The organism is Vibrio sp. Vb2131 (assembly GCF_033338535.1).
GTDB classification, from domain to species: domain Bacteria; phylum Pseudomonadota; class Gammaproteobacteria; order Enterobacterales; family Vibrionaceae; genus Vibrio; species Vibrio alginolyticus.
Genome location: NZ_JAWOSW010000029.1, coordinates 1 through 24,521, shown reverse-complemented (window position 1 = coordinate 24,521; position 24,521 = coordinate 1). Strand labels below are relative to the sequence as shown.

The 24,521-nt window shown below is 45.5% G+C and carries 22 protein-coding genes; 10 read left to right on the top strand and 12 right to left on the bottom strand.

Going from position 1 to position 24,521, the window contains the following annotated elements:
- Positions 1-2: 2 nt before the first annotated feature.
- Positions 3-266: a DUF4212 domain-containing protein gene (locus R7E38_RS21650; RefSeq protein ID WP_005382373.1), complete on the bottom strand. Its 264-nt coding sequence runs from the start codon at positions 264-266 to the stop codon at positions 3-5.
- A gap of 520 nt (positions 267-786) precedes the next feature.
- On the opposite strand from R7E38_RS21650, the gene R7E38_RS21645 reads away from it, so the two are divergent.
- The gene (locus tag R7E38_RS21645) at positions 787-2,538 is read left to right on the top strand and encodes a potassium/proton antiporter (RefSeq protein WP_005382374.1); all 1,752 of its coding nucleotides are present in this window, start codon (positions 787-789) and stop codon (positions 2,536-2,538) included.
- Here the strand turns inward: R7E38_RS21645 and R7E38_RS21640 are convergent.
- The 4 genes from R7E38_RS21640 to aspA form a co-directional block, all read right to left on the bottom strand.
- The gene (locus R7E38_RS21640; RefSeq protein ID WP_005382375.1) at positions 2,535-3,164 is read right to left on the bottom strand and encodes a response regulator; all 630 of its coding nucleotides are present in this window, start codon (positions 3,162-3,164) and stop codon (positions 2,535-2,537) included. The genes R7E38_RS21645 and R7E38_RS21640 overlap by 4 nt on opposite strands.
- Before the next feature lie 193 nt (positions 3,165-3,357).
- Complete coding sequence (locus tag R7E38_RS21635) at positions 3,358-5,190, bottom strand: protein-disulfide reductase DsbD (protein ID WP_226084245.1); 1,833 nt, start codon at positions 5,188-5,190, stop codon at positions 3,358-3,360.
- Positions 5,191-5,351: 161 nt separating this feature from the next.
- The gene (locus R7E38_RS21630) at positions 5,352-6,659 is read right to left on the bottom strand and encodes an anaerobic C4-dicarboxylate transporter (protein WP_042523706.1); all 1,308 of its coding nucleotides are present in this window, start codon (positions 6,657-6,659) and stop codon (positions 5,352-5,354) included.
- 176 nt (positions 6,660-6,835) lie between these two features.
- Positions 6,836-8,287: an aspartate ammonia-lyase gene (aspA, locus tag R7E38_RS21625; RefSeq protein WP_005382379.1), complete on the bottom strand. Its 1,452-nt coding sequence runs from the start codon at positions 8,285-8,287 to the stop codon at positions 6,836-6,838.
- Between the two features lie 431 nt (positions 8,288-8,718).
- Here aspA and R7E38_RS21620 point away from each other — a divergent pair, with 431 nt between their 5' ends.
- The gene (locus R7E38_RS21620; protein ID WP_005386383.1) at positions 8,719-9,237 is read left to right on the top strand and encodes an FxsA family protein; all 519 of its coding nucleotides are present in this window, start codon (positions 8,719-8,721) and stop codon (positions 9,235-9,237) included.
- 70 nt (positions 9,238-9,307) lie between these two features.
- On the opposite strand, the gene trmL is transcribed toward R7E38_RS21620, so the two are convergent.
- The 4 genes from trmL to R7E38_RS21600 all read right to left on the bottom strand — a co-directional run bounded on the left by trmL (position 9,308) and on the right by R7E38_RS21600 (position 12,790).
- The gene (trmL, locus tag R7E38_RS21615; protein ID WP_005382381.1) at positions 9,308-9,787 is read right to left on the bottom strand and encodes a tRNA (uridine(34)/cytosine(34)/5-carboxymethylaminomethyluridine(34)-2'-O)-methyltransferase TrmL; all 480 of its coding nucleotides are present in this window, start codon (positions 9,785-9,787) and stop codon (positions 9,308-9,310) included.
- A gap of 136 nt (positions 9,788-9,923) precedes the next feature.
- Positions 9,924-10,532 carry a superoxide dismutase gene (locus R7E38_RS21610; protein ID WP_005382382.1) on the bottom strand — a complete coding sequence of 203 codons (609 nt, stop codon included), beginning with the start codon at positions 10,530-10,532 and terminating at the stop codon, positions 9,924-9,926.
- A 174-nt stretch (positions 10,533-10,706) separates the two neighbouring features.
- Positions 10,707-12,101, bottom strand: a complete 1,395-nt coding sequence (gene cpxA, locus R7E38_RS21605) for an envelope stress sensor histidine kinase CpxA (RefSeq protein ID WP_005382383.1) — start codon at positions 12,099-12,101, stop codon at positions 10,707-10,709.
- Complete coding sequence (locus R7E38_RS21600; protein WP_005382384.1) at positions 12,101-12,790, bottom strand: response regulator; 690 nt, start codon at positions 12,788-12,790, stop codon at positions 12,101-12,103. Before R7E38_RS21600 ends, cpxA begins: the two co-directional genes overlap by 1 nt.
- Positions 12,791-12,980: 190 nt before the next feature.
- Here R7E38_RS21600 and R7E38_RS21595 point away from each other — a divergent pair, with 190 nt between their 5' ends.
- The 3 genes from R7E38_RS21595 (at position 12,981) to pfkA (ending at position 15,759) form a co-directional block, all read left to right on the top strand.
- The gene (locus tag R7E38_RS21595; RefSeq protein WP_005386388.1) at positions 12,981-13,493 is read left to right on the top strand and encodes a CpxP family protein; all 513 of its coding nucleotides are present in this window, start codon (positions 12,981-12,983) and stop codon (positions 13,491-13,493) included.
- Between the two features lie 111 nt (positions 13,494-13,604).
- Positions 13,605-14,513, top strand: a complete 909-nt coding sequence (gene fieF / locus R7E38_RS21590; RefSeq protein ID WP_025768809.1) for a CDF family cation-efflux transporter FieF — start codon at positions 13,605-13,607, stop codon at positions 14,511-14,513.
- Between the two features lie 283 nt (positions 14,514-14,796).
- A complete protein-coding gene (gene pfkA, locus R7E38_RS21585) occupies positions 14,797-15,759 on the top strand; it encodes a 6-phosphofructokinase (protein WP_005381521.1) in 963 nt (320 codons plus the stop codon).
- 89 nt (positions 15,760-15,848) lie between these two features.
- Here pfkA and R7E38_RS21580 read toward each other — a convergent pair whose 3' ends face one another.
- Positions 15,849-17,231 (bottom strand): MATE family efflux transporter, encoded by a 1,383-nt coding sequence (locus R7E38_RS21580; RefSeq protein ID WP_226084243.1) that lies wholly within the window; start codon positions 17,229-17,231, stop codon positions 15,849-15,851.
- Positions 17,232-17,471: 240 nt separating this feature from the next.
- On the opposite strand from R7E38_RS21580, the gene R7E38_RS21575 reads away from it, so the two are divergent.
- From R7E38_RS21575 to R7E38_RS21565, 3 genes are all read left to right on the top strand, one after another.
- Positions 17,472-17,762 (top strand): co-chaperone GroES, encoded by a 291-nt coding sequence (locus R7E38_RS21575; protein WP_005381516.1) that lies wholly within the window; start codon positions 17,472-17,474, stop codon positions 17,760-17,762.
- A gap of 77 nt (positions 17,763-17,839) precedes the next feature.
- The gene (groL, locus tag R7E38_RS21570; RefSeq protein WP_005381509.1) at positions 17,840-19,486 is read left to right on the top strand and encodes a chaperonin GroEL; all 1,647 of its coding nucleotides are present in this window, start codon (positions 17,840-17,842) and stop codon (positions 19,484-19,486) included.
- A 313-nt stretch (positions 19,487-19,799) separates the two neighbouring features.
- Complete coding sequence (locus R7E38_RS21565) at positions 19,800-20,363, top strand: VC2662 family protein (RefSeq protein ID WP_005381507.1); 564 nt, start codon at positions 19,800-19,802, stop codon at positions 20,361-20,363.
- 100 nt (positions 20,364-20,463) lie between these two features.
- On the opposite strand, the gene R7E38_RS21560 is transcribed toward R7E38_RS21565, so the two are convergent.
- Positions 20,464-20,961 (bottom strand): MgtC/SapB family protein, encoded by a 498-nt coding sequence (locus tag R7E38_RS21560; protein WP_005381504.1) that lies wholly within the window; start codon positions 20,959-20,961, stop codon positions 20,464-20,466.
- 95 nt (positions 20,962-21,056) lie between these two features.
- Positions 21,057-22,079, bottom strand: coding sequence for an EF-P beta-lysylation protein EpmB (epmB, locus tag R7E38_RS21555; RefSeq protein ID WP_005381502.1), 1,023 nt, complete (start codon positions 22,077-22,079; stop codon positions 21,057-21,059).
- 32 nt (positions 22,080-22,111) lie between these two features.
- Between epmB and efp the strand changes: the two genes are divergently transcribed.
- Entirely contained in the window at positions 22,112-22,678 is a 567-nt protein-coding gene (gene efp, locus R7E38_RS21550; RefSeq protein WP_005381500.1) for an elongation factor P, read from the top strand.
- 266 nt (positions 22,679-22,944) lie between these two features.
- On the top strand, positions 22,945-24,348 hold the full coding sequence (locus tag R7E38_RS21545; protein ID WP_005386397.1) for an SPFH domain-containing protein: 1,404 nt from the start codon (positions 22,945-22,947) through the stop codon (positions 24,346-24,348).
- Positions 24,349-24,521 lie beyond the last annotated feature (173 nt).

Here is a 24,521-nt window from a genome sequence, read left to right as displayed (position 1 = left end):
CCTTATTCGTCCACGCCGAATTCACGGTCAATTTGGCGCATCTTCCATGCGTAATAGAAAATAATTCCTAGGAAGGCATAGATGGAGCCTTGTTGAGCAAACCAGAAACCGAGTTTGTAACCGCCTAGTTGAAATTGATTTAGTACGTCGACAAATAAAATGCCGCAGCCGAAAGACACGACGAACCAGATGACCATTAGGCCGATCATGAGCTTCACGTTTTTGTCCCAATAGGCTTTGGCTCTTTCTTCGCTTTCAAATGCCATTGCCGTCTCCTTACGATTGGTATTGTTGTTAATGAAATGTTTCAATATGTACATTAGCAAGGTGTTGGCAATAACTCTTTTCAACTTTAGTCGGGGTGTTAAAAATGAGGAACCTCCATACTATGGGCTTTTGCAGCGAATAAAGGGGTAAAATGTTATGTTAATAAACTGTTAAGTTAGCCAAAGGTCTAAAGGTTGATTGGATAAACAAGCATGATTAAGACTGGCCATTAATCTTTTCTTCATTGAATTTGGAGATGCTGTGTAAATATTGGTGGTGATCTTGTGGCTCTCAATGAGAGAAGGCGTAGATAAGAAAGCTCACAAGTAATTTATTTACATAAAGTTTTCGCATCAAATCACCGTTTTAACTCACAATAAAGTAATATAACTGAGTCATTCTCGTACAACCTCGCATTTTGAGACGGTGTAAAGGGGAGGCGGATTAGGGCATTACCTCATTAACGAAGTAGCCTTGCTCATCACAATTATTATCGTTTTTCATTAAGGGAGGGTGAGAATGGACGCAGACACCATTAACAGTTTTTTTCTAATAGGTGCGTTGTTAATCGCACTTAGCGTTCTTTTAAGCCCAGTGTCTTCTAAGTTGGGGATCCCAATTCTTTTGGTATTTTTAGCCGTTGGAATGCTGGCGGGGGAAGACGGCTTAGGCGGCATCTTATTCGATAACTTTTCGATCGCTTATTTGGTTAGTAACCTCGCATTAGCCATCATTTTGCTTGATGGTGGGATGAGAACGCGGGTCGCCAGCTTTAGGGTTGCGTTATGGCCCTCGGTCTCTTTGGCGACATTTGGCGTTGCGATCACCACCATTTTGACCGGGCTGATGGCAACGTGGTTATTCGACTTAGATTTATTGCAAGGCATATTGGTTGGTGCGATTGTTGGTTCCACCGATGCTGCCGCGGTCTTCTCTCTACTCAAAGGTCGTAGCCTGAACGAACGTGTTGGTTCAACGCTGGAAATTGAATCCGGCACCAATGACCCAATGGCGGTGTTTCTGACCGTAACTCTGATTGCTATTTTAGCGAACCCTGGCGCAGATTTAAGTGCGGGCTTTTTGGCGTTCAGTTTTCTTAAGCAGTTTGGTATCGGCGCGTTACTTGGCTTCGCTGGTGGCTGGATCTTATGGAAAGTTATCAATCGCAATCAATTACCAGATGGGCTGTATTCTATTTTAACGGTCAGTGGTGGCTTGCTTATTTTTGCCTTATCTAACACTTTGGGTGGCAGTGGTATTTTGTCGATTTACCTTGTTGGTCTTTTATTAGGTAACCGTCCAACACGCAGCCGCCATTCTATTCTTCATGTTTTAGATGGTATGACGTGGCTAGCTCAAATTGGTATGTTCTTGGTGCTTGGTTTGTTGGTTACACCATCCAATTTACTCTCTATTGCGTTGCCAGGTCTTGCGCTTGCTTTCGGGATGATTTTGTTTGCCCGACCAATCTCAGTTTGGATTGGTTTACTGCCATTCAAAAGTTTCACGCCACGTGAAAAGTGGTTTGTCTCTTGGGTAGGATTGCGTGGCGCTGTACCTATCATCCTCGCGGTATTTCCGATGATGGCAGGGTTGCCAGATGCTCAACTGTACTTCAATTTGGCATTCTTTGTAGTAATGGTGTCTTTGATAGTACAAGGGGGCACGTTGACTAAGGCGATGTCTCTTGCAAAGGTCGAGCTACCTTCTAAGCCTGAGCCAATTTCGCGTACGGGTGTAGAGATTTACCCGACCAGTGAGTGGGAGCTGTTTATCTATAGACTTAAAGCAGATAAATGGTGCATTGGTGAGCCATTACGTAGTCTTTCGATGCCGGAAGGAACGCGTATCGCCGCTGTATTTCGCAGTAAAGAGCTATTGCACCCATCCGGCAGTACGCGTCTTGAGGAAGATGATACCTTGTGTGTATTAGCACAAGAAAAGGATTTAGATGCACTGAGCTTACTGTTTAGTGAAGCCCCAGAGAAAGCGTCGCTAGCGCGATTCTTCGGTGACTTCTTCCTCGATATTGAAGTGAAGCTTGCCGATATTGCCGTGATGTATGGTTTGAATCTGGGGGATGAACCGCTGGATAAAAGTTTGAGAAACCTTGTCGAAGAGCAATTAGGTAGCACGCCAGTATTGGGAGACCATTTCGAGTGGCAAGGTTTGCATTGGATCGTCGCTGATGTTGTTGATCAGCAGGTCACTAAAGTCGGTATCCGATTGCCAAACGAAAAAAGTAAGTCTGACGATAAGACGTCAATCTAGTCGCTCATTTCCGTCAGCATAATCACGGCTTGCGTGCGGTTCTTTACACCGAGCTTACGGAAAATCGCTGTCATGTGCGCTTTTATGGTGGCTTCTGAAACATTCAATTCGTAAGCGATTTGCTTGTTCAGCAAGCCATCGGACAACATTCCCAACACTTTATATTGCTGCGGTGTTAGCGCAGCAATCTTTTCCGCTAAGTCATTACATGCCGCGTTATTGGTGATCAACCCTTCAGGGAAGTATGGGTCGCCATTCAGCACTTGATTGAGCGCGTTCACTAATTCGCGCATGTCGCTGGACTTGGGAATAAAACCAAATGCACCATGGCTTTTCACCTGCGTCACGATCGCCGGCTCTTCACTCGCTGAAACGACGACGATAGGTAAATCTGGATGCTCTGCTCGCAAATGAATCAAGCCAGACATACCATTTGCTCCTGGCATTTTGAGATCCAATAGCACTAAATCTGGCTCTTCCTCTCGCTCCAACAAAGCCAGAAGTGCGTCGAGTGAGTCCGCTTCCAGCAAATTTGCACCACTAATAGCCATGTGGATAGATTGAAACAAGGCATTCCGGAAGAGTGGGTGATCATCTGCAATAATGATGGTGTAGGTCGAATCCATGACGTTAAACACTTTTGACTATTTCGTTAAATTTATTATTGTCCAGCTTTGAGAGAGTGGACAATATTTATTCGCTAAAAGTCTGAACCAAATCGACTTTTATTAGGAAAATTGCATATAAACGCAATGTTCTTATTCAAATCTGAGCAATAAAAACGCCAGTGGACATCACTGGCGTTTGAATATCTGGTTATCAGAACTGCTTGATATGCTCTAAGAAAGGCTCGGCTTGCATAAAGCCCGTCAAACGAGCGTTTGAAACGTGTTCACCACTGGCATCCCAAAACTCAATTGTTGGTAAACCAAGCACACTCATGTGCTTCAGTAGTTCGATGTCTTGCACTTGGTTTTTGGTCACGTCCGCTTGCAGAAGAACGAAGTCTTGCAGTTTGGCTTCGACGCTTGGGTCATGGAAGGTGTACTTTTCAAACTCTTTACATGCTACACACCAATCGGCGTAGAAATCGAGCATGACGGGTTTACCTGCCGCTTTCGCAAGTGCCAGTTGTTCTTCAAGCTCCGCCACGTTAGCAATGCGAGTAAAGCTAACAGTGGCTTGCTGAGTTTGTGTTGTGCTGTTGCCAAACCAGTAATTTAAGATAGGTTGTGCTGAGGCTAGCAAACCTAAGACGGCGATTATGCCCACGGCACTTTGTTTCCAGCCACCAAACTCTAGACTGTTTTTGATGTGGTATAGCCAACCAAAAGCAGCAATACCCAGTGCTGACCACAGAATCGTTGACCACATTTCTGGCATGATGCGTTCTAGTAAGAAGATAGGTGCGGCAAGCAGAATAAAGCCGAAGAGTGTTTTCACTCGGTCCATCCAACCACCTGCTTTTGGTAGCAGTTTGTTGCCGAAGACCGCAACAAGAATCAGCGGAATACCCATGCCCATCGCCAGCGCGTATAACGCGATACCACCGGTAAGCAAATCGCCGCTTTGTGCAACGTAAAGTAGCGCACCAGACAGAGGCGCTGTGGTACATGGTGAGCACACCAGTCCAGAAATCGCCCCCATAGCGAATACGCCTGCACTGCTGCCGCCTTGTTGTTTGTTGCTGAGGTTGTTTAACCCCGTTTGAACGTTGCTTGGTAGCTGTAATGAGTACAGACCAAACATAGACAAAGCGAGTGCGATGAACAGTACGCTCAAACCAATCAGCACATAAGGGTGTTGCATTGCCGCTTGGAACTGCATGCCAGCAGACGCGACCACAAGGCCGAGTAGGGTGTAAGTCAGCGCCATGCCTTGCACGTAGACGAATGACAAGCCTAGCGCGCGGCGTTGGCTTAGTTTGCCACTGCCAAGCACTATGCTGGTCAGAATTGGGTACATCGGTAGCACACAAGGTGTAAACGCCAAGCCCACACCAAGCGCCAAGAACAGAAGTGGTGTCCACCAGTTATCAGCAAGGTTGGCTGCAAGGCTATCTTGCTGTGTTACTGGAGCTGATGGTGTGTCGGCAGAACTAGATGATTGCACCGCTGGTGGCGTTGCTGTTGGTGCCTGTTCTGCTTTTGATGCAGTTGTCGCCGTTGTTGAATCTGAGTTCGACGAAGTAAACGCGCTGATAGGAATCACGCGAGTTTCTGGCGGGTAACAGAAGCCTGCTTTCGCACAACCTTGGTATTGTACCACCACGCGCGCACCGTCTTGCCAATCATACATTGGTACGTTAACGAAGAGAGGTTGCGTATAGATATGCACGTCACCAAAGAATTCATCTTTATGCGGTGTGCCGTCTTCCATTTGCAGTTCGCCTAGCGATACTTTCTCACCAGCTACAGACAAGCGCTCTTGATATAGGTAGTACCCGTCACGTACCTGCCAATCGAGCATCAATTTGTCATCTTGCTGGTAGAAGTTAAATGGAAACGCCTGATCAACCGGAACAAAGCTGTCGCTGCTGCTACCAAAACTGTTGTTCTGGCTACTGTTAAACTGGTCTTTGCCAAATAAAGCTAAAGACGGAGTGGAAAAGGTAATGAGCCCTAAGAGTAAAACGGAAAGTAATGCGCGCATAAAAGAGTCAATTCATCTTAGATAATTGCCGTTAGTGTAACTCAATCAGACCCGGAGGCGAGTCAATAAGTTTCATGAAAATGAAGATTTATTGAGCATAAATCAAGACAACAGGCAATAAAAAAGGGAGCCGAAGCTCCCCGAGTAAGACTCTGTTTCTACTAGATCAGTAGACCACCGAATGCGAAGCCAAGTGCTACCGCAGAAGCGATGGTTACCACACCAGGTACAAAGAATGGGTGGTTGAATACGTACTTACCGATACGAGTTGAGCCCGTGTCGTCCATCTCAACCGCTGCTAGAAGCGTTGGGTAAGTTGGCAGCACGAATAGCGCACTTACTGCTGCGAAAGATGCAACTGCGGTAAGTGGTGCAACACCGATTGCTAGTGCTGCTGGCATCAGCGCAACAGTGGTTGCACCTTGTGAGTAAAGCAGCATTGAAGCGAAGAATAGAACAAGTGCTAGCATCCATGGGTAGTCTGCTAGTAGCGCACCCGCAACTTCTTTGATGCCGTCAACGTGCGCGTTAACGAACGTAGAACCTAGCCATGCCACACCAAGAACACACACACACGCTGTCATACCAGAGCGGAATGTTGCTGCGGCTGGGATTTTGCCAGCATCGATTTTACAGCTCATTACGATAGCTGCCGCAGCTGCGAGCATTACCGTCATGATAGCTTCGTTACGGCCTAGAGCAGGGTTCTCGATAAGACCCACAGAGCCAGAAATTGCTGCTGCGTAACACACGACAAATGCGATTGCGCCTAGGAAGATGAAGGTTGCTTTCTTCGCTGTTGGTAGGATTTCGCGTTTTGCTTCTGTATTTAGCTTGATTAAGCCTTTTTCTAGACGCTCTTGGTATTCAGCATCGTCTTTTAGCTCACAGCCCATGAAGTTCGCCACGAACGCACCGATCATGCACGCGATGAACGTCGTTGGGATACAGATTGCTAGTAGTGTTAGGTAGTCAACGCCAAATGGGTGCAGCATTGCCGCGAACGCGACAACAGCCGCTGAGATTGGTGATGCGGTGATAGCGATTTGCGATGCTACGACCGCGATAGACAGTGGACGAGAAGGGCGCACGCCTTGGCCTTTCGCTACTTCTGAAATCACTGGCAAAGTAGAGAATGCCGTGTGGCCAGTACCCGCCATTAATGTCATTAGGTAAGTTACGATAGGCGCATAAAAGGTGATGCGCTCAGGATGCTTGCGCAAAAAGTTTTCAGCAACTTGCACCATCCAGTCTAAACCACCAGCTACTTGCATTGCTGCGATAGCGGTGATTACAGACATGATGATCAAAATTACGTCAACGGGAATGTAAGCTTGGCTTGTTGGTACGCCCAAGATCAAAGACAACGCAATGACCCCAGCACCACCGGCAAAACCAATGCCGATACCACCGATTCTTGCCCCCAAATAGATGAAGAGCAGAACCACGAAGAGTTCGACCATGACCATATTGATACCTCTTTAGTTTTTTATTTGATTCTGATTTTTTGAACACTCAGGAACAGGAGTAAATGCTCAGAGAATGAGAACCTAGTGGTTTAGCGGCAATAAAAGCATATAAAAAATGTGGTTAACCGTATGAGAGCCTAAAAAAGGGGCCTGAGTGGCCCCCTTCGGATTCGTTATTACTCGTAACGTTTTGCTTTGTAAGTAGGATGCATGAAGTTTTCTACTGACAAGATTTCATCAAGCTCCTCTGCTGTAAGCAGACCGCGCTCTAGCACGACTTCACGAACACTCTTACCAGTTTCTGCACAAATCTTACCTACGATGTCACCTTCGTGGTGGCCGATGTATGGGTTTAGGTAAGTGACGATACCGATAGAGTTGTAAACGTAGTTTTCGCAAACTTCTTTGTTCACAGTGATGCCGTCGATACATTTATCACGTAGGTTCACACACGCGTTGTGTAGTAGAGAGATAGACTCAAACACACTTTGTGCGATCACAGGTTCCATAACGTTTAGCTGTAGCTGACCGCCTTCTGCTGCGAAAGAAACCGTGTTGTCGTTACCGAGAACTTTGAAGCAAACTTGGTTTACTACTTCTGGGATAACTGGGTTTACTTTAGCTGGCATGATTGAAGAGCCTGCTTGCATTTCAGGTAGGTTCAATTCATTTAGACCCGCACGAGGACCAGAAGAAAGTAGACGAAGGTCGTTACAGATCTTCGATAGTTTCACTGCTAGGCGTTTTAGCGCGCCGTGAGTCATTACGTATGCACCACAGTCAGACGTTGCTTCGATAAGGTCTTCTGCTGCAACAACGTCAAGGCCTGTTACTTCCGCTAGGTGTTTTACTGCAAGCGCTTGGTAGCCAGTTGGTGTATTTAGACCAGTACCGATTGCGGTTGCGCCTAGGTTGATTTCTAGGAGGAGTTTAGATGTGTAATCTAGAGCACGAATCTCTTCGTTTAGTGTTACCGCCCACGCATGGAACTCTTGACCTACTGTCATTGGTACTGCGTCTTGAAGCTGAGTACGGCCCATTTTCAGTACATCTTTAAACTCAACGGCTTTAAGTTCGAATGCGCCTTTTAGGTACTCAATTGCTTCCATTAGCTTGTGTACGCTGTTGTATACCGCAATACGGAAACCTGTTGGGTACGCACAGTTGGTTGATTGGCTCTTGTTTACATGGTCATTTGGGTTAACAAATTCGTATTGGCCTTTCTCTTTACCCATCAACTCAAGCGCGACGTTTGCGATCACTTCGTTCGTGTTCATGTTAACTGAAGTGCCTGCACCGCCTTGGAATACGTCTGATGGGAACTGATCCATACACTTGCCAGTTTCTAGGATCAAATCACACGCTTCGATGATGTAGTTTGCAACGTCTTTTGGAATAGCGCCAAGTTCTTTGTTTGCTAACGCTGCTGCTTTTTTGGTCATTACCATGCCGCGTACAAATTCTGGTACGTCAGAAATGGTCATATTAGAGATGTTGAAGTTCTCGATCGCACGTAGCGTATGAATACCGTAGTACGCATCTGCAGGGACATGACGTTGACCTAATAGATCTTCTTCAATACGAGTGGCTGGGTTTGCTGTTTTTGGAGCATCAGATAGGGTAGCCATAGCAGGATCCTTAGATGATAATTCTGATAATAAAGTTATTTATTAGCCATTTCTGCAATCTAGAATCCATTCATCAGAATTTTTGGCTGGAAAATCCGTCCTGACTTATGTGGCACATGATACTGCACCTAGCGCATAAAAATAGTAACTAGATCACCTTTTTCGTTTTTCATGAGTCAATAATTTGCAAAGTATGAACGGGTTATTAATAACCCTTTATGGGTACTCGATTTTCCTCGACAAACATGAGTTTTTAGAGTTCGAAATTAGCACTTTAAAAGCACGAAAAAATCGGTATGCAATTGAATGAAACGCGCTCCCGCTACTTTGTCTAAAAAAGAAGGAGACCAGTATGAACACGCTTTTTTACAACGATTCGTTTGAGCTTAGTCTGCTTTTACCATTACACTGAATTAAACAAAGGAGGGCGTGTGTTTCCTATCTTATTATTAGCGTTTATTTTTGTTCCGATCATTGAAATCGGCTTATTTATTCAGGTGGGCGGCTTTTTAGGTTTATGGCCGACCATTGCACTAGTCTTAATCACTGCATTTGTTGGTGCGTCGTTGGTTCGTAGCCAAGGTATACAAACACTGATGTCAGTACAGGGGCGTCTTGAACAAGGTGAAATTCCAGCCCAGCAAATTTTTGAAGGCGTAATGCTAGCGGTGGCTGGCGTGCTACTGTTAACCCCGGGCTTTATGACCGATGCCCTTGGTATGTTGGTGTTGCTTCCTGCGCCACGCGCCGCGATAGCTAAATACTTGATGAGCAAAATGGTGGTGAAAACCATGCATGGTGGTGGCTTCCAAGGTGGTTTCTCTAACCAGGGGCCATTTGAGCAAGACCCGTTCCGTCGTGACCCATTTGATTCCCAGTCAGATAATGGCAAGACCTTCGAAGGGGAATACGAGCGTAAAGACGATGATGATCGCAACAAGCTCAACTGATTGAGTTAGACAGTAAAGAAAACAAAAGGGCGCACCAAGCGCCCTTTTCTGTATTTGGAATTCGTGCTGCTTACAATGCGCCTTCAAAGCCCATTTGACGCCATGCTTCAAAAGCAATGATCGCAACGGCATTCGAAAGGTTTAGGCTGCGCGCATCTGGCATCATTGGAATGCGAATACGCTGCTCCATTGGTAAGCTATCGATGATTTCAGCAGGCAAGCCACGAGTTTCTGGACCAAACATCAAAACATCACCCGCTTGGTATTGTGCATCAACGTGGTGACCTGTGGTTTTGGTGGTGCAGGCAAACAATCGATAGTTACCTTGCTTCTCTTTCTCTAAATACTCTAAGAACGCTTGATAGTTTTTATGGCGTGTTACGCGAGCTAAATCATGGTAATCCAAACCAGCACGGCGGACTTTTTTCTCTTCAAGATCGAAACCCAGAGGTTCAATTAAGTGAAGGTTTGCACCGCAGTTGGCGCATAGTCGAATGATGTTGCCGGTGTTCGGCGCGATTTCTGGTTCGTATAAAGCGATATCAAACATGGTATTGAAATAGAGTTGGTCAAAGAGAGGGGCAGTATATACCCAAGTCACCGAGATATGCGAGATTCAGCAAGATTGACCTGGGTATGAAAGCAGGCATTAGCGCGGATGTTAATACCGTAAGTAGTGATGCTCTTTATAAGAGAGCGTGAGCATAGTTTTCTTCAACTGCTCGCCAGTTGACGACGTTCCACCACGCATCAATATATTCTGGGCGACGGTTTTGGTAGCTGATGTAATACGCGTGCTCCCACACGTCTAATGCGAGGATTGGTTCACCGCGCACATCCACTACATCCATCAGAGGGTTGTCTTGATTACTGGTGGACGTAATGTGAATCTCACCATCTTTTACGATCAGCCATGCAAAGCCAGACCCAAAGGTATTGATGGCTGCTTGGGCAAACGCCTCTTTAAATTGCGCAAAGCTACCAAATTTATCGTTAATTGCTTGAGCAAGCGCGCCTTGAGGCTCTCCGCCACCGTTTGGTGACATGCAATTCCAATAAATGATGTGGTTGTAATAGCCGCCCCCATTATTACGTACTGCTGGACTGAGCTTAGAGATATTGTCAAAGATCTCGTCTAATGACTGAGTTTCGAGCTCGCTCCCTTCAACGGCATTTACAAACTTATCAAAGTACGTCTTGTGGTGTTTGCTGTAATGCACTTCCATGGTTTTCGCGTCGATGTACGGCTCTAGTGAATCGTACGGGTAAGGCAGAGCGGGAAATGTATGTGACATAGTAAATCCTCCTTAATTGGAAAATTCACTTTAATGCTAACGATAATTATTATCAACTTTGATCTTTGTAAGGGTATTCTACGAAGCCTCACCAATTTCTAAAGTGAGGGTGGGGCTGTTAATCACTCACTCTAGAAATATGGTGCGAATTATTGTTAGTTCATCAAATTGAGACTAACAATTGATCGGTAAGGTGATACTCATGCGCAATCCGCCTAAAGGACTTCGGCTGGCTGCGATCGTGCCACTGTGCTGGCGAATGGCACTTTCGGTAATGGTTAGGCCGAGACCTGTGCCGCCAGAGTGGCGATCGCGTGCCGTGGAAACGCGATAGAACGGGCGAAAAATCGCGGCCAGTTCCTCTTCTGGTACACCTTCTCCATTATCGTCAACCGTGATACGAAGCGTATCGTCATCGGCTTTGATGTCGATTTGTACCTCATCTTTTCCGTAGTAAATGGCGTTACGAACGATATTTTCCACCGCACTCATCAGCAGTTTAGGGTTACCGGAAATATTGCGCTTAGGTAATTCTGAATAGTGTAGCTGTTTGCCCATTTGCTCTGCTTCAAACTGCGCATCTTTAATGATCTCTTCCCATAAACTTTCTAATGGCTGTGTTTCGCGAGTCATATGACTGTTCGCCTGCATGCGAGAAAGCTCTAATAGTTCGCTGATCATCTGTTCCAAGCGCTGCGCTTCGGTATCGATACGAGTCAATTCTGGGCTTTCTCCTTGTTTACGCGTCGCTAATGCGCTTGCCATGCGTAGACGAGTTAAAGGTGAGCGCAGCTCGTGAGAGATATCGGATAGCAAACGTTGTTGTCCTGAAATCATTTGATTAACCGCTTCGACCATCTGGTTGAAGCTGCTACCTGCTTGACGAAATTCCGCCGTACCTTTTTCTAAATTTGGGTCTGTGACAAATTCACCTTTCGCCACACGTTGAGCAGCGGCTTCAAGACGACGTGCAGGCTGACTCAAAGCCCAAGCAAGCCATAACAGCAATGGTGTACTAACCAGCATGACCGCAAGCAAGAGCTGGAATGGGTGATCAAACAGACGCAGGAGTAGAGGTGGTGGCTCATTCCATTTGAAGCCCACGTACATCAAGATATCGGAACCTGCCAAAGTGATAGGAATTGGGCCCGCAATCATGTATCGACCATACAGCTTCTGCTTTGGATTATTGTAATCTTCGATACTGGTGACAAAGTTTTGCATGGCACGCAATTGAAAATTGCTGCGTTTTTCTGTCGTAAGAACATTACCGCTGTAGTCAGAAAAAAAGACTCGTGGGCGAGGGTCGTGCTTGCCGTGACGGTTGCCCTCGATACGAAAAAGTATGCGGCCTAAATCTGTTTGCTGGCTGTATTTTTGTTGGATTGAGTCACGCGTTTCTACCATACGTTTGTAGTGTTCTTCTGGAATATCGCGAGCTTTGCGTGGGTCCAAATGTGGCAGTGATAGCACGGCTATCAATACTAATAACATGGTGAACCAAAAAATGGCAAAGATGCGTCCATACAGGCTATTGATGTTTGGCAGTTTGATGCGTGATAGGCGCATTAATCCTCCTCAAGCAGCATGTAGCCACGACCACGCAGGGTTTTGATTCGCGGCTTGCCATTGCTTTGATCTGGTAATTTTTTACGTAAGTTCGAGACATGCATATCGATAGCGCGATCAAAAGCAGCGAGTCGTTTACCAAGCACATCTAAGCTCAGTGTCTCTTTGGTCAGCACTTGTCCTGGGTTTTGTACGAAGTGGGTGAGTAGCGCAAACTCGGTTGCTGTGAGATCGAGTAACTGTTGCTCACAATACGCTTCTTGCTTACCGGGATAGAGGCGGATTTCTTGATACTCAATGCAATCGCTGTTTTTGGTATTTTTTTGTGTGCTGCTAGTGCGGCGTAAAATCGCGCGGATTCGCGCTAACAGCTCTCGGTCACTAAAAGGTTTTGGTAAATAATCATCCGCGCCCAGTTCCAAGCCGATCACGCGATCAATTTCTTCCCCTTTAGCGGTCAGCATCAAGACGGGAGTTTCCCAATTTTCACGTAAGCGTTTCAGCGTTTCCATGCCATTGAGTTTTGGCATCATGACATCCAACAAAATCAAATCAATCTTATCATTGATCGCGGCTAAGCCGGCTTCACCGTCATTTGCTTCGCTGACGTCAAACCCTTCGAAACTGAGTACTTCTTTTAATAAGCTAGTTAGCTCGATATCGTCATCGATTAAAAGAATGTTTGCCATGGGGGCACCTATAGTAAGTTACCGATAACCTAATATTACATTGGAATGATGCGCAACGAAGAGGAGAAAAATCACTCTTTACGATTCTTTACGCTCCCTATACGTCGCTTTACCTAGCGGGTCGTATTCTATACTCAAGCGCTGTGAGAACAGCTCAGAAGAACCACTCACCTGTGTAAGGAATCGTATTATGAAGTCTGCAAAAAAACTTGTGTTAGCTGCTGTTGTTCTACCTCTTACTCTTGGCGCCGCAAGCGCATTCGCTTACGGTGGTAAAAACCATCATAAAGGCCCTCGTGACGAATGCGGCATGGGTATGGACCGAGGTGTCATGCGTCAACTAGACCTGACTGATGCACAAAAAGATCAGCTAAAAGAAATGCGTGAAGCAAACAAAGCAGAAATGAAAGCAAAATTCGCTGATGGCAAAGAAGCACGTATGGCTGAGCGTCAAGCGCATCACGCAAAAGTACAATCGCTTTTGCTGGCGGATAACTTTGATGAAGCTCAAGCTAGCGAATTAGCAAAAGAGATGGTTGAGCGCCAAACGGAACGTCGCGTGCAAATGCTAGAAAGAAAGCACCAAATGCTTAGCGTATTAACACCTGAGCAGAAAGCGAAATTTGTTGAGCTACAAAATGAACGTATGCAAGAGTGTGGCGACAGAATGCACAAGCGCATGGAAAAGTCGCGCAATAATTAAGTCATGAATTGATGTTATATAAAGAGGCAGCCATTGGTTGCCTCTTTTTGATCTGGTTATTTCATGGTCATTCAATATACTCAACGTATGGTTTTAGTTAACTCTTTGATTATGAAACAGCAATACGCACGTTTAGTTACGACCGCCGCTTGGACTGCAACCATTGTGGCGACGCTTCTTCTGATAGTAAAAGTCATCACGTGGTGGGTAACCGGCTCAGTGAGCTTATTGGCGTCATTGATTGACTCCATGTTAGATATCGCGGCTTCGGTTGTGAATCTTGTGGTGGTTCGTTACGCCTTACAACCGGCAGACCGCGAACATACGTTTGGACATGGTAAAGCTGAGTCCTTAGCGGCCCTAGCCCAAGCAATGTTTATTTCGGGCTCGGCAGTATTTTTGATTCTTAACGGGATTGACCGATTTTTCCGCCCACATGCTTTACATGCACCGGAGTTAGGTGTGTATGTATCGCTGTTTGCGATTGTGGTCACACTTGGCTTGGTGATGTTCCAAAAACATGTGGTTCGCGTGACGGGGAGCCAAGCAATAGCGGCGGATTCTCTGCATTATCAGACTGACTTGTATATGAATGCTGCGATCATGGTGGCTCTGGGGCTCAGTTATTTTGGAGTGACTCAAGCGGATGCTGTGTTTGCGATTGGTATTGGTGTCTTCATTCTTTATAGCGCTTTCAAAATGGTCAGCGAAGCGATTCAAACCTTACTTGATAGAAAGTTGCCCGATGAAGAACTTGAGCAAATTAACCAAGCTTGTTTGAGCGTAAAAGGGGTATTGGGCGTGCATCAGTTACGCACGCGAATGTCCGGACCGACGCGCTTTATACAGTTGCATTTAGAGCTAGACGATAACTTACGATTAATTGAGGCGCATTACATTGCTGATAAAGTGGAAGATAATTTATTGGCTCTGTTTCCTGATGCGGACGTACTGATCCATCAAGATCCATTGTCTGTCGTTTTCGGACCTGAGAAAGAGCAGAAAGCGCAAGATTGGTAGGCTTGAAAAATCCATCAGTGCCCGACGACAAACAGGTACTTATTGACTATCTTTCCATCAATACTTATTAAGATTCGTGATCCTGATATGAATCAACAAAGTTTCATAGAGAAACTGTAATACTCTTACATAAGTAGAAAAGTTACATAAAAAAGTGCGTTTTCATTGGTAATCCTGTAGAGGAAATGTAACATAACGCACAGTTCTGGATTATGCAGGTTGCTTGGTAACAAGGGGCCTAAAAGAAAATTAAATAATTGATTGCCAAAGATCGAGGGTGAGCATGATTAAGAAGATCGGTGTTTTAACAAGTGGCGGTGACGCACCTGGTATGAACGCTGCGATACGCGGCGTAGTACGTACAGCACTATCCGAAGGATTGGAAGTATTCGGTGTGTACGACGGCTACCTAGGCCTATACGAAGGCCGCATCGAGAAGCTAGATCGTTCTAGCGTTTCAGATGTGATCAACAAAGGTGGTACGTTCCTAGGTTCTGCACGTTTCCCTGAATTTAAACAAGTGGAAGTTCGTGAAAAAGCGATTGAGAACCTTAAAAAACATGGTATCGATGCACTAGTGGTAATCGGTGGTGATGGTTCGTACATGGGTGCGAAGAAACTGACTGAAATGGGTTACCCATGTATCGGTCTTCCGGGCACAATCGACAACGATATCGCAGGTACGGATTACACTGTGGGCTACCTAAGTGCACTAAACACCGTTATCGATGCAATCGATCGTCTACGTGATACTTCTTCATCTCACCAACGTATTTCAATTGTAGAAATCATGGGCCGTCACTGTGGTGATTTGACTCTGATGTCTGCAATTGCGGGCGGTTGTGAATACATCATCACTCCGGAAACTGGTTTAGACAAAGACAAGCTGATCAGCAACATCCAAGATGGTATCGCTAAAGGTAAGAAACACGCGATCATCGCGCTTACTGAGCTAATGATGGATGCTAATGAACTAGCACGTGACATCGAAGCCGCGACAGGTCGTGAAACTCGTGCAACAGTACTTGGTCACATCCAACGTGGTGGTCGTCCAACTGCATTTGACCGCGTACTAGCATCTCGTATGGGTAACTACGCTGTTCACCTATTGATCGAAGGTCATGGTGGTCGTTGTGTAGGTATCGTGAAAGAGCAACTTGTTCACCACGATATCATCGATGCAATCGAAAACATGAAGCGTCCAGTACGCAACGATCTATACAAAGTTGCTGAAGAGTTGTTCTAAGCAAGTTTGAAATAGATAAACAAAACCGCGGCTTTCCGCGGTTTTTTGTATTTGAGAATCAACAAAAAGAAACTAGCGATAGACGAGTGTTAAGACACGCTGCTCTGCTCTATGAGCGTTAATTTTCGCTCGCGCAGCGCAAACAAGTAGCCCAGTAGCCCACCCAACGTATTCCCAACCGCGATACCGATAAACAAGCCTTCAATACTGTAGATTTGGCTCCCGATCCACGCCGATGGCAAGGTAAAAATGAACAGCCGCATAAAGCTCCACTGGAATGCACGCAATGGCTTGTGCATCGCATTCAAACCACTGACTAACATCATCACTATGCCTTGGAAGCCATAACTAAATGGCACCACCAGTAAATAATGCCAAAGCAGGTTTTTCACCGCATCTTCCTGAGAAAACAGCGCAGCCAGAGGAATGCTCAGTGGCACCATCATCAAGAAGATAAACCCTTGGAATACCACTGCAAAACGCATGCTAATAAATAAACCGGAAAAGGCTCGTTGCGGTTGTTTGGCTCCTAAATTTTGTGCCATAAACGGTGTGAGGGCAGAGGTCAGCGACATCAATACTAAAATCAATATAGACTCAATACGCTGCGCTGCGCCGTAAGCAGCAACCGCCGCTGTACCATGGTTGGATAACAGCATCATCAGAATGGCACCGGACAACGGATTCATCGCGTTTGATAGCGCAGCAGGGGTACCAATTTTTAGTGTCTGTTGCCAGTCTTGTTTCAGCAAAGCCCATTGGGGTTGAGCAAGCAATTTTTCCCGTTTAATTAGCACATAGAATGAGCCACACAAAGCACCTAACCAGCTAAAGGCACTTGCTATGGCTGCGCCTTGAATGCCAAGTTCCGGAAAAGGGCCATAACCGAAAATCAACAATGGATCGAGCATGCCATTAATCAAACCAGCCAACATCATGACTTTTGCTGGTGTTTTTGTGTCGCCAGTAGCTCGGATAGCACTGTTGCCCGCCATTGGGATCACTAGCAGAGGAATGGTGAGATACCAGACCTGCATATATTGCTCAATAAGAGGGATGAGATCATCAGACGCACCAAGAAAACGAAACAATGGCGCAATGGTGGTAAAGCCAATAGAAGACGTGATAGCCACAAGTAACACGGCTAACAACAAACCGTGGGTGGTGAACCGAGCAGCTTGTGGTGCATGACCTTGCCCAAGCAAGCGACCAATATTGGTCGATAGTCCCATCCCAATCCCCATCGTAATGCAGTTAACCGCAAAGGTGACAGGGAAGGTATAGCTGATAGCCGCTAGCGCTTGAGTGCCAAGCAGCGAGATAAAAAACGTGTCCACCAAGTTAAACATCAAAATTGCGATCATGCCCACAGTCATGGGGACGGTCATTTTCCGCAGCGTTTCAGGAATGGGTGCGGTCAACAAACCATGCTTATCGGTCGCTTGGGGTTCTAGCTTGTTATTTTCCTGCATGTGTGACAACTATCTGGTGAGCAAACTGCAAGGATACAAGAAAGCGAGATGCCGAGCGAGTGAGCATTTCTAACGCAAACCGTTGCCTAGTTGTTCGTTATTTTAACTAAGTCACAAAAATTTTGTGCCACCCCCTTGGGATCGCTGCTTCGACCCCTTATATAGGGATCACGTGTCTGGGGCTACAGTCCCTAAGGACAATTATCAAATAAACATGGAAATTTTCAGGAGAGACGACCGATGAACATTCGTCCATTACATGACCGAGTTATCGTTGAACGTAAAGAAGTTGAATCTAAGTCTGCTGGTGGCATCGTTCTGACTGGTTCTGCTGCAGAAAAATCGACTCGCGGTGTTGTTCTAGCTGTGGGTAAAGGCCGCATCCTAGAAAACGGCACCGTACTGCCACTAGACGTTAAAGTCGGTGATACCGTTATCTTCGCTGAAGGTTACGGTACAAAAACTGAAAAAATCGACGGTAAAGAAGTGCTTGTCATGTCTGAAAACGACATCATGGCGATCGTTGAATAATAGCAATCATTGAGTAATTTTTTGCTCAGATTCAATTACGAAATTACACACAAAGAATTTTAGAAAGGAAATCAAAGATGGCTGCTAAAGACGTTAAATTTGGTAATGACGCACGAGTTAAAATGCTGGAAGGTGTAAACGTTCTGGCTGACGCAGTAAAAGTAACACTGGGTCCTAAAGGACGTAATGTCGTTCTAGACAAATCTTTTGGTGCACCAACTATCACTAAAGATGGTGTATCAGTAGCGCGTGAAATCGAGCTGGAAGATAAATTCCAGAACATGGGCGCACAAATGGTTAAAGAAGTTGCGTCTAAAGCAAACGACGCAGCGGGTGACGGTACAACAACAGCAACGGTACTAGCGCAATCTATCGTTAACGAAGGTCTAAAAGCAGTCGCGGCGGGCATGAACCCAATGGATCTTAAGCGTGGTATCGACAAAGCTGTTGCTGCGGCAGTTGAGCAACTAAAAGAGCTTTCTGTTGAATGTAACGACACAAAAGCGATCGCGCAGGTTGGTACTATCTCTGCAAACTCAGACGCAAGCGTAGGTAATATCATTGCAGAAGCAATGGAGCGTGTGGGTCGTGATGGCGTTATCACGGTTGAAGAAGGTCAGGCGCTACAAGACGAGTTAGACGTAGTAGAAGGTATGCAGTTCGACCGCGGTTACCTGTCTCCTTACTTCATCAACAACCAAGAATCAGGCAGTGTTGATCTAGAAAACCCATTCATTCTTCTAGTAGACAAGAAGATCTCAAACATTCGTGAGCTTCTTCCAACGCTAGAAGCTGTCGCGAAAGCATCTCGTCCACTGCTTATCATTGCAGAAGATGTAGAAGGCGAAGCGCTAGCAACATTGGTTGTGAACAACATGCGTGGCATCGTAAAAGTTGCAGCTGTGAAAGCACCTGGTTTCGGTGACCGCCGTAAAGCAATGCTACAAGACATCGCTATCCTAACTGGCGGTACTGTGATTTCTGAAGAGATCGGTCTAGAGCTAGAAAAAGTTGCACTAGAAGATCTAGGTCAAGCGAAGCGTGTTTCTATCACGAAAGAAAACACGACTATCATCGATGGTATCGGTGAAGAAGAGATGATCTCTGGCCGTGTTGCTCAGATTCGTCAACAAATCGAAGACGCAACTTCAGACTACGACAAAGAGAAACTACAAGAGCGCGTAGCTAAACTGGCTGGCGGTGTTGCAGTAATCAAAGTTGGTGCTGCGACTGAAGTTGAAATGAAAGAGAAGAAAGACCGTGTAGAAGATGCGCTAGCCGCAACTCGCGCAGCGGTTGAAGAAGGTGTTGTTGCTGGTGGTGGTGTTGCACTTATCCGCGCGGCATCTAAGATTGCTCACCTAACGGGTGACAACGAAGAACAAAACGTTGGTATCCGCGTTGCACTACGTGCAATGGAAGCGCCAATCCGTCAAATCACGAAGAACGCAGGTGAGGAAGACTCAGTTGTTGCGAACAACGTGAAAGCGGGTGAAGGTAGCTACGGCTACAACGCGGCAACAGGCGAATACGGCGACATGCTAGAAATGGGTATCCTAGATCCAACTAAAGTTACTCGTTCTGCACTACAATTCGCAGCATCGGTTGCAGGTCTGATGATCACAACTGAAGCGATGGTTACTGACCTACCGCAAAAAGACGCGCCAGCGATGCCTGACATGGGCGGCATGGGTGGCATGGGCGGTATGGGCGGCATGATGTAAGCCAGCTTATCTCATCGCTCTAGGGAAACCTTATAGCGGAAAGATAACCGACCAAACCCTTAAAAGTCGAGGCAGATGCCTCGACTTTTTTATGCGTGTCACCTGAGAAACATGACGTTCTGGTGTGGCTTATCATGAAATTTTTGAGCGTAAAAAGCGCCATTTCAGAAGCAAAAAATCGAAGAGAAATATTTTTTCTTTTGAGTCAGATGGTTAAATCTGACCTATTGCTAACACTTTTTGAACGGGGACAGAGCAAAATCTGAACATTACACTATGTTGTAAATTGTTGCTTCCCATCATGGAGATGAAAATGAAAAAGCTTATGACGTCATTGGCGGTTGCAGCCGCTATCGCATCACCTGTTGCTTTTGCCGACAGTACACCTGTGATGTTCTCTACTATCGATAACACAAACGCACCCTCTAATTCTTCAGTAGGTGGCGTTCGTTTAGCTGTGTTGCATGGGCAGGTAAATGAGGTTAAAGGTGTCGACTTTTCACTGCTTGGTATGTCAGAAACGGATCGTACGACAGGTGTGAACTTCGGTCTGTTTTTTGGCGCAGCAAAAGTAAATCAAGAAATGAAAGGCGCGTCTTTAGGCTTAGTTAACTGGAACCAAGGTCAGACGACGGGTGTTAACTTGGGTGCTGTTAACATTACGAACAACGTAAAAGGCTTGAACTGGAGCGCGGTTAACTATTCTGAAGGCTACACCATGGCGGATGTGGGCTTAGCGAGTATCTCTAAGAAGTCTAATTTCCAGTTTGGTTTCTTCAACATGACCGATCAAATCGATGGTGTGCAAATTGGTCTTTTGAACTGTGCGGATAACGGTTTCTTCAAGTGTTTCCCACTCATCAACTTTGCTAAGTAATCCCTGAGAAAGTCAGAATCTTTATATACAGAAAGCCCTCGATGTTCGTCGAGGGCTCTTTAATTACTGATGAGATGAAGTGAGTTTCTCGGAGCGTTAACTATTTAATTAATCGTGATGAAGTTTTGCGTTGTTGAATTCTTTGATGAACACCGCGGCGTAATGCTTTGATGTGGTTTTCTGCTTTATCCACACCTAACAACACGGTTAATGTCAGGAGAGTAATAACCACCGACTGCGTTAAATAACCCAAACCTATCATCAAACCTAAACCTGCTAGCACCCATATTACAGCCGCGGATGTTACGCCATGGATTTTTCCATCAAGTGTCATCATAACGCCAGCGCCTAAGAAGCCGACGCCAGTAATGATCTGACCAAGCACTCGTGCTTGATCAAGTGTATTTGGCGATAACGACACTGCCATCGACATAAACAGGTAGGTGCCTGAAATAATTAATATTGCTGTGCGAATGCCAACCGGTTTACCACGAGTTTGACGCTCTATACCGATCATGAGCCCATTAATGGCGCAGCATAGTAGGGCAGGCCAACTGAATGGGCCAAGATCGAAAATTTGTTCGAATGCTGTATGCATCTTGACCTCCAAAAGTGCGGAGTATGCATAGACTTACCGTGCAAAGCGAACAAAAATAATCAATCTAGACGACAAATTTAATTGAGCGTCAGAGCTTACTCTAAATGCAAATCCAACGGCGTTTTACTTGGCCTGCCACCAATTTCTCGTGTGAGTTTTGGTACCAGATAACCCGATACACGCGTGATGAGTCCGCGCATAATAGCTTTCGCTTCTTCGTCCGAAATAAAGTAGTGCGCTGCGCCTTGCACCTTATCAAGAACGTGGAGGTAATAAGGCAAGATGCCCGCGTCAAATAAGGCCTCACTTAACGCCACTTGAGCTTCTACCGAATCATTCACGCCTTTCAGTAGAACGCCTTGGTTTAGAAGCGTAACGCCCGCTCTTTTGAGCTTGAACATCTGTTCAGCAAATTCGTCATTGATTTCGTTGGCATGGTTGATGTGAGTGACGAGGATGATTTGTAACCTTGATGCTTGCAGAAGTTGGCATAGTTCATCAGTGACTCGAGCTGGAATCACCACAGGTAAACGGCTATGAATACGCAGACGTTTGATGTGAGGAATATGAGCAATGTGCTCTAAAAGCCAATGAATCTCATCGTCTTTTGCCATTAATGGATCACCACCTGAGAAGATGACTTCGTTCAACTCTGGTTGTTGTGCCATGTACTCTAAGCACTTGGTCCAGGCTTGTTTCCCGCTTTTGTTCTCTTGATAAGGGAAGTGACGACGAAAACAGTAACGGCAATTTACCGCGCAGCCACCTTTGACAATCATCAGGGCGCGGTTGCGATACTTGTGTAGCAGGCCAGGGACTTCATTGTCCTGCTCTTCCAATGGATCATTGGAGTAACCCGGATGCACCTCAAATTCGTCGCTCAGTGGTAAAACCTGACGTAGAAGAGGGTCTTTAGGGTTGCCTTTCTCCATCCTATCGACAAAACTTTGCGGTACACGCTGTGCAAACAGCTTGCGCGCGGCAAACCCGTCTTGCCACGGTGAAGGATCAATTTCCAGTATTTCGAGCAATTTTGCAGGATCAGAGATCCCATTCGCCAACTGTTTGAGCCAGTTTTGCTCAACAGATTCGACTTTTCGGGTTATTATGTGCGGCATTGAATTTAGCTCTAAGAATGTAAGAGGAAAAAATGGCTACAGTTAGCACCAATGAATTTAAAGGCGGTCTTAAGTTAATGCTTGATAACGAGCCTTGTGTAATTCTGGAAAACGAATACGTTAAACCAGGTAAAGGCCAAGCGTTCAACCGTGTTAAAATTCGTAAACTTCTTTCTGGTAAAGTGCTAGAGAAAACATTCAAGTCTGGTGACACTTGTGAAGTGGCAGACGTAATGGATATCGACCTAGATTATCTATATTCAGACGGCGAATTCTACCACTTTATGAACAGTGAAACGTTTGAACAGATCGCAGCGGATGCAAAAGCGGTAGGTGAAAACGCTAAGTGGTTGGTAGAAAACAACACTTGTATGATCACTCTTTGGAACGGTAACCCAATTACTGTTACTCCACCAAACTTCGTTGAGCTAGAAGTTGTAGACACAGACCCAGGCCTGAAAGGTGATACTCAAGGTACTGGCGGTAAACCAGCGACGCTATCAACTGGCGCTGTTGTTCGTGTTCCTCTGTTCATCTCAATTGGTGAAGTGATTCGCGTAGATACTCGTACTGCTGAATACGTAGGTCGTGTGAAGTAAGCACTTTATATGATTGTTAGAAAGGTCGCTTCGGCGGCCTTTTTTATTGCCTGTGATTCTTCTCTTTTAATCCCTCTGCGTAAAACATCGATATCCTCCGCAAATTTTTGATGATTTTGTATTATTCGTAAAAATCTTATTTATTCCATGAATCTGTCGATTATTCCTTAATGTAACATTTTGATACATTAGTACTTGTCGCTGAGTTGCATAGCAATCTGATTTTTATCGATTTAACTCAGTAACAATCCAAAAAGGAGAACAAAATGGAAAGCAGAGGTTTAGGAAGGGGTTTAAAGGTGGAAGAAAGACGTCAGTTACTACATAAAGGATTAAAAGCAGCCGTATTTGGCGTACCGCTGTTGGCAATAGGCTTAACGATTAATAGCTCGGTGCTGATGACCGATGCGGGTTACAGCTACGTGCATCAGAATAATATTACTGGTGAGTTGGATGTGTTTACTGAACCTGGCATTCATTTTCGCATGCCATTTCTGTCCAAAATCACCAAGTATGACCAAGTGATCACCGTGTCATTCGGTAACAGCAAGGGCGAAGATTTTTATCAACGCCTTGATGCGATTCAGGTTCGATTTGCCGACACCTATATTGGTCAGATCCCCGTAACATTCCGCTTTAAGCTCAGTAATGATCCTGAAGCGGTGAAGAAGATGCACAAAGAGTTCCGCAATAACAGTAACTTGATCGATGCGCTGCTTGTAAAGAACGCACGTAACGTAACGGTGATTACCGCGACCCAATACACGGGTGAAGAGTTTTTCCAAGGTGGTTTGAACCAGTTCAAATCGAAACTTGGCGATCAGTTACGAGAGGGGATTTATCTGACAGAGCGACGTCAGGTTGAAGTGGAAGAGTTGGATCTTGCGCCTGTTGGGGCGAATCAAGCCAATCCGAACCAATTACAGCGCACCAATCAACTGGTATGGAAAACTGTGCCAGTCGTAGACAAAACCGGGCAACCAATTCGTCAAGACAATCCGTTACAACAATACGGTATTCAAGTGACGCAGGTGACCATTGGTGACCCGCAGCCAGAAAAGCAATTAGATCAGTTATTGGCAGATAAAAAGCGTCTAGTGGCGGATCGTATTCGCGCGATTCAGGAACAAGAAACGTCGAAAGCACAGGCAGAGACCGAGCAGTTACGCAAAGAGATTCAACGAACACGTGAGGTGCAAGACGCTCAGCGTGGTAAAGAACTCGCAATTATTGCTCAGCAAAAAGAAGTGGAAGTTGCACGTCAGATTGCAGAGCGTGAAATCGTTGAAGTGGAAAAAACCAAACGACTTGCTGAAGTCGAGAAGGAGAAAGAGCTAGCTATCGCAGAGGCTAACTTAGCGATTCAAAAAGCGAACGCACTTTCTGCTGAGTTTGAAGCGAAAGCGATATTAGCGAAAGGTCGCGCAGAATCTGAAGTCCTTAAAGGTAAGTATGCGGCGTTAGGAGCAAACCGTGAAGTTTACTTGGCAGAATTGAATCGAGACGTAGCGAACTCGCTGTACAACAATTTGCAAAACTTCCAAGTTCAGATGCCACAAAATTACATTGGTGGAAGTGACGAAACGGGCTTGAAAACAAACCTAGATGTGATTACTGGCTTTGGTGCTCTGGGTCTTATGGACCAGACAAAGAAGGTCGCACAGCAATAAGATCATGGGTGGTCAAAAGCTTAAAAAGCAAAAAGATCATAGGTAACCCAAAGCAATAAAAAAGCTGGCATTTAGCCAGCTTTTTCTTTTTTGGTCAGTGTGCCGTCCTAAATAAGGTTGACACTTTCCACCCCCAAAATTGGAGAGTGTTATGAAATCAACAACTAAAAGAA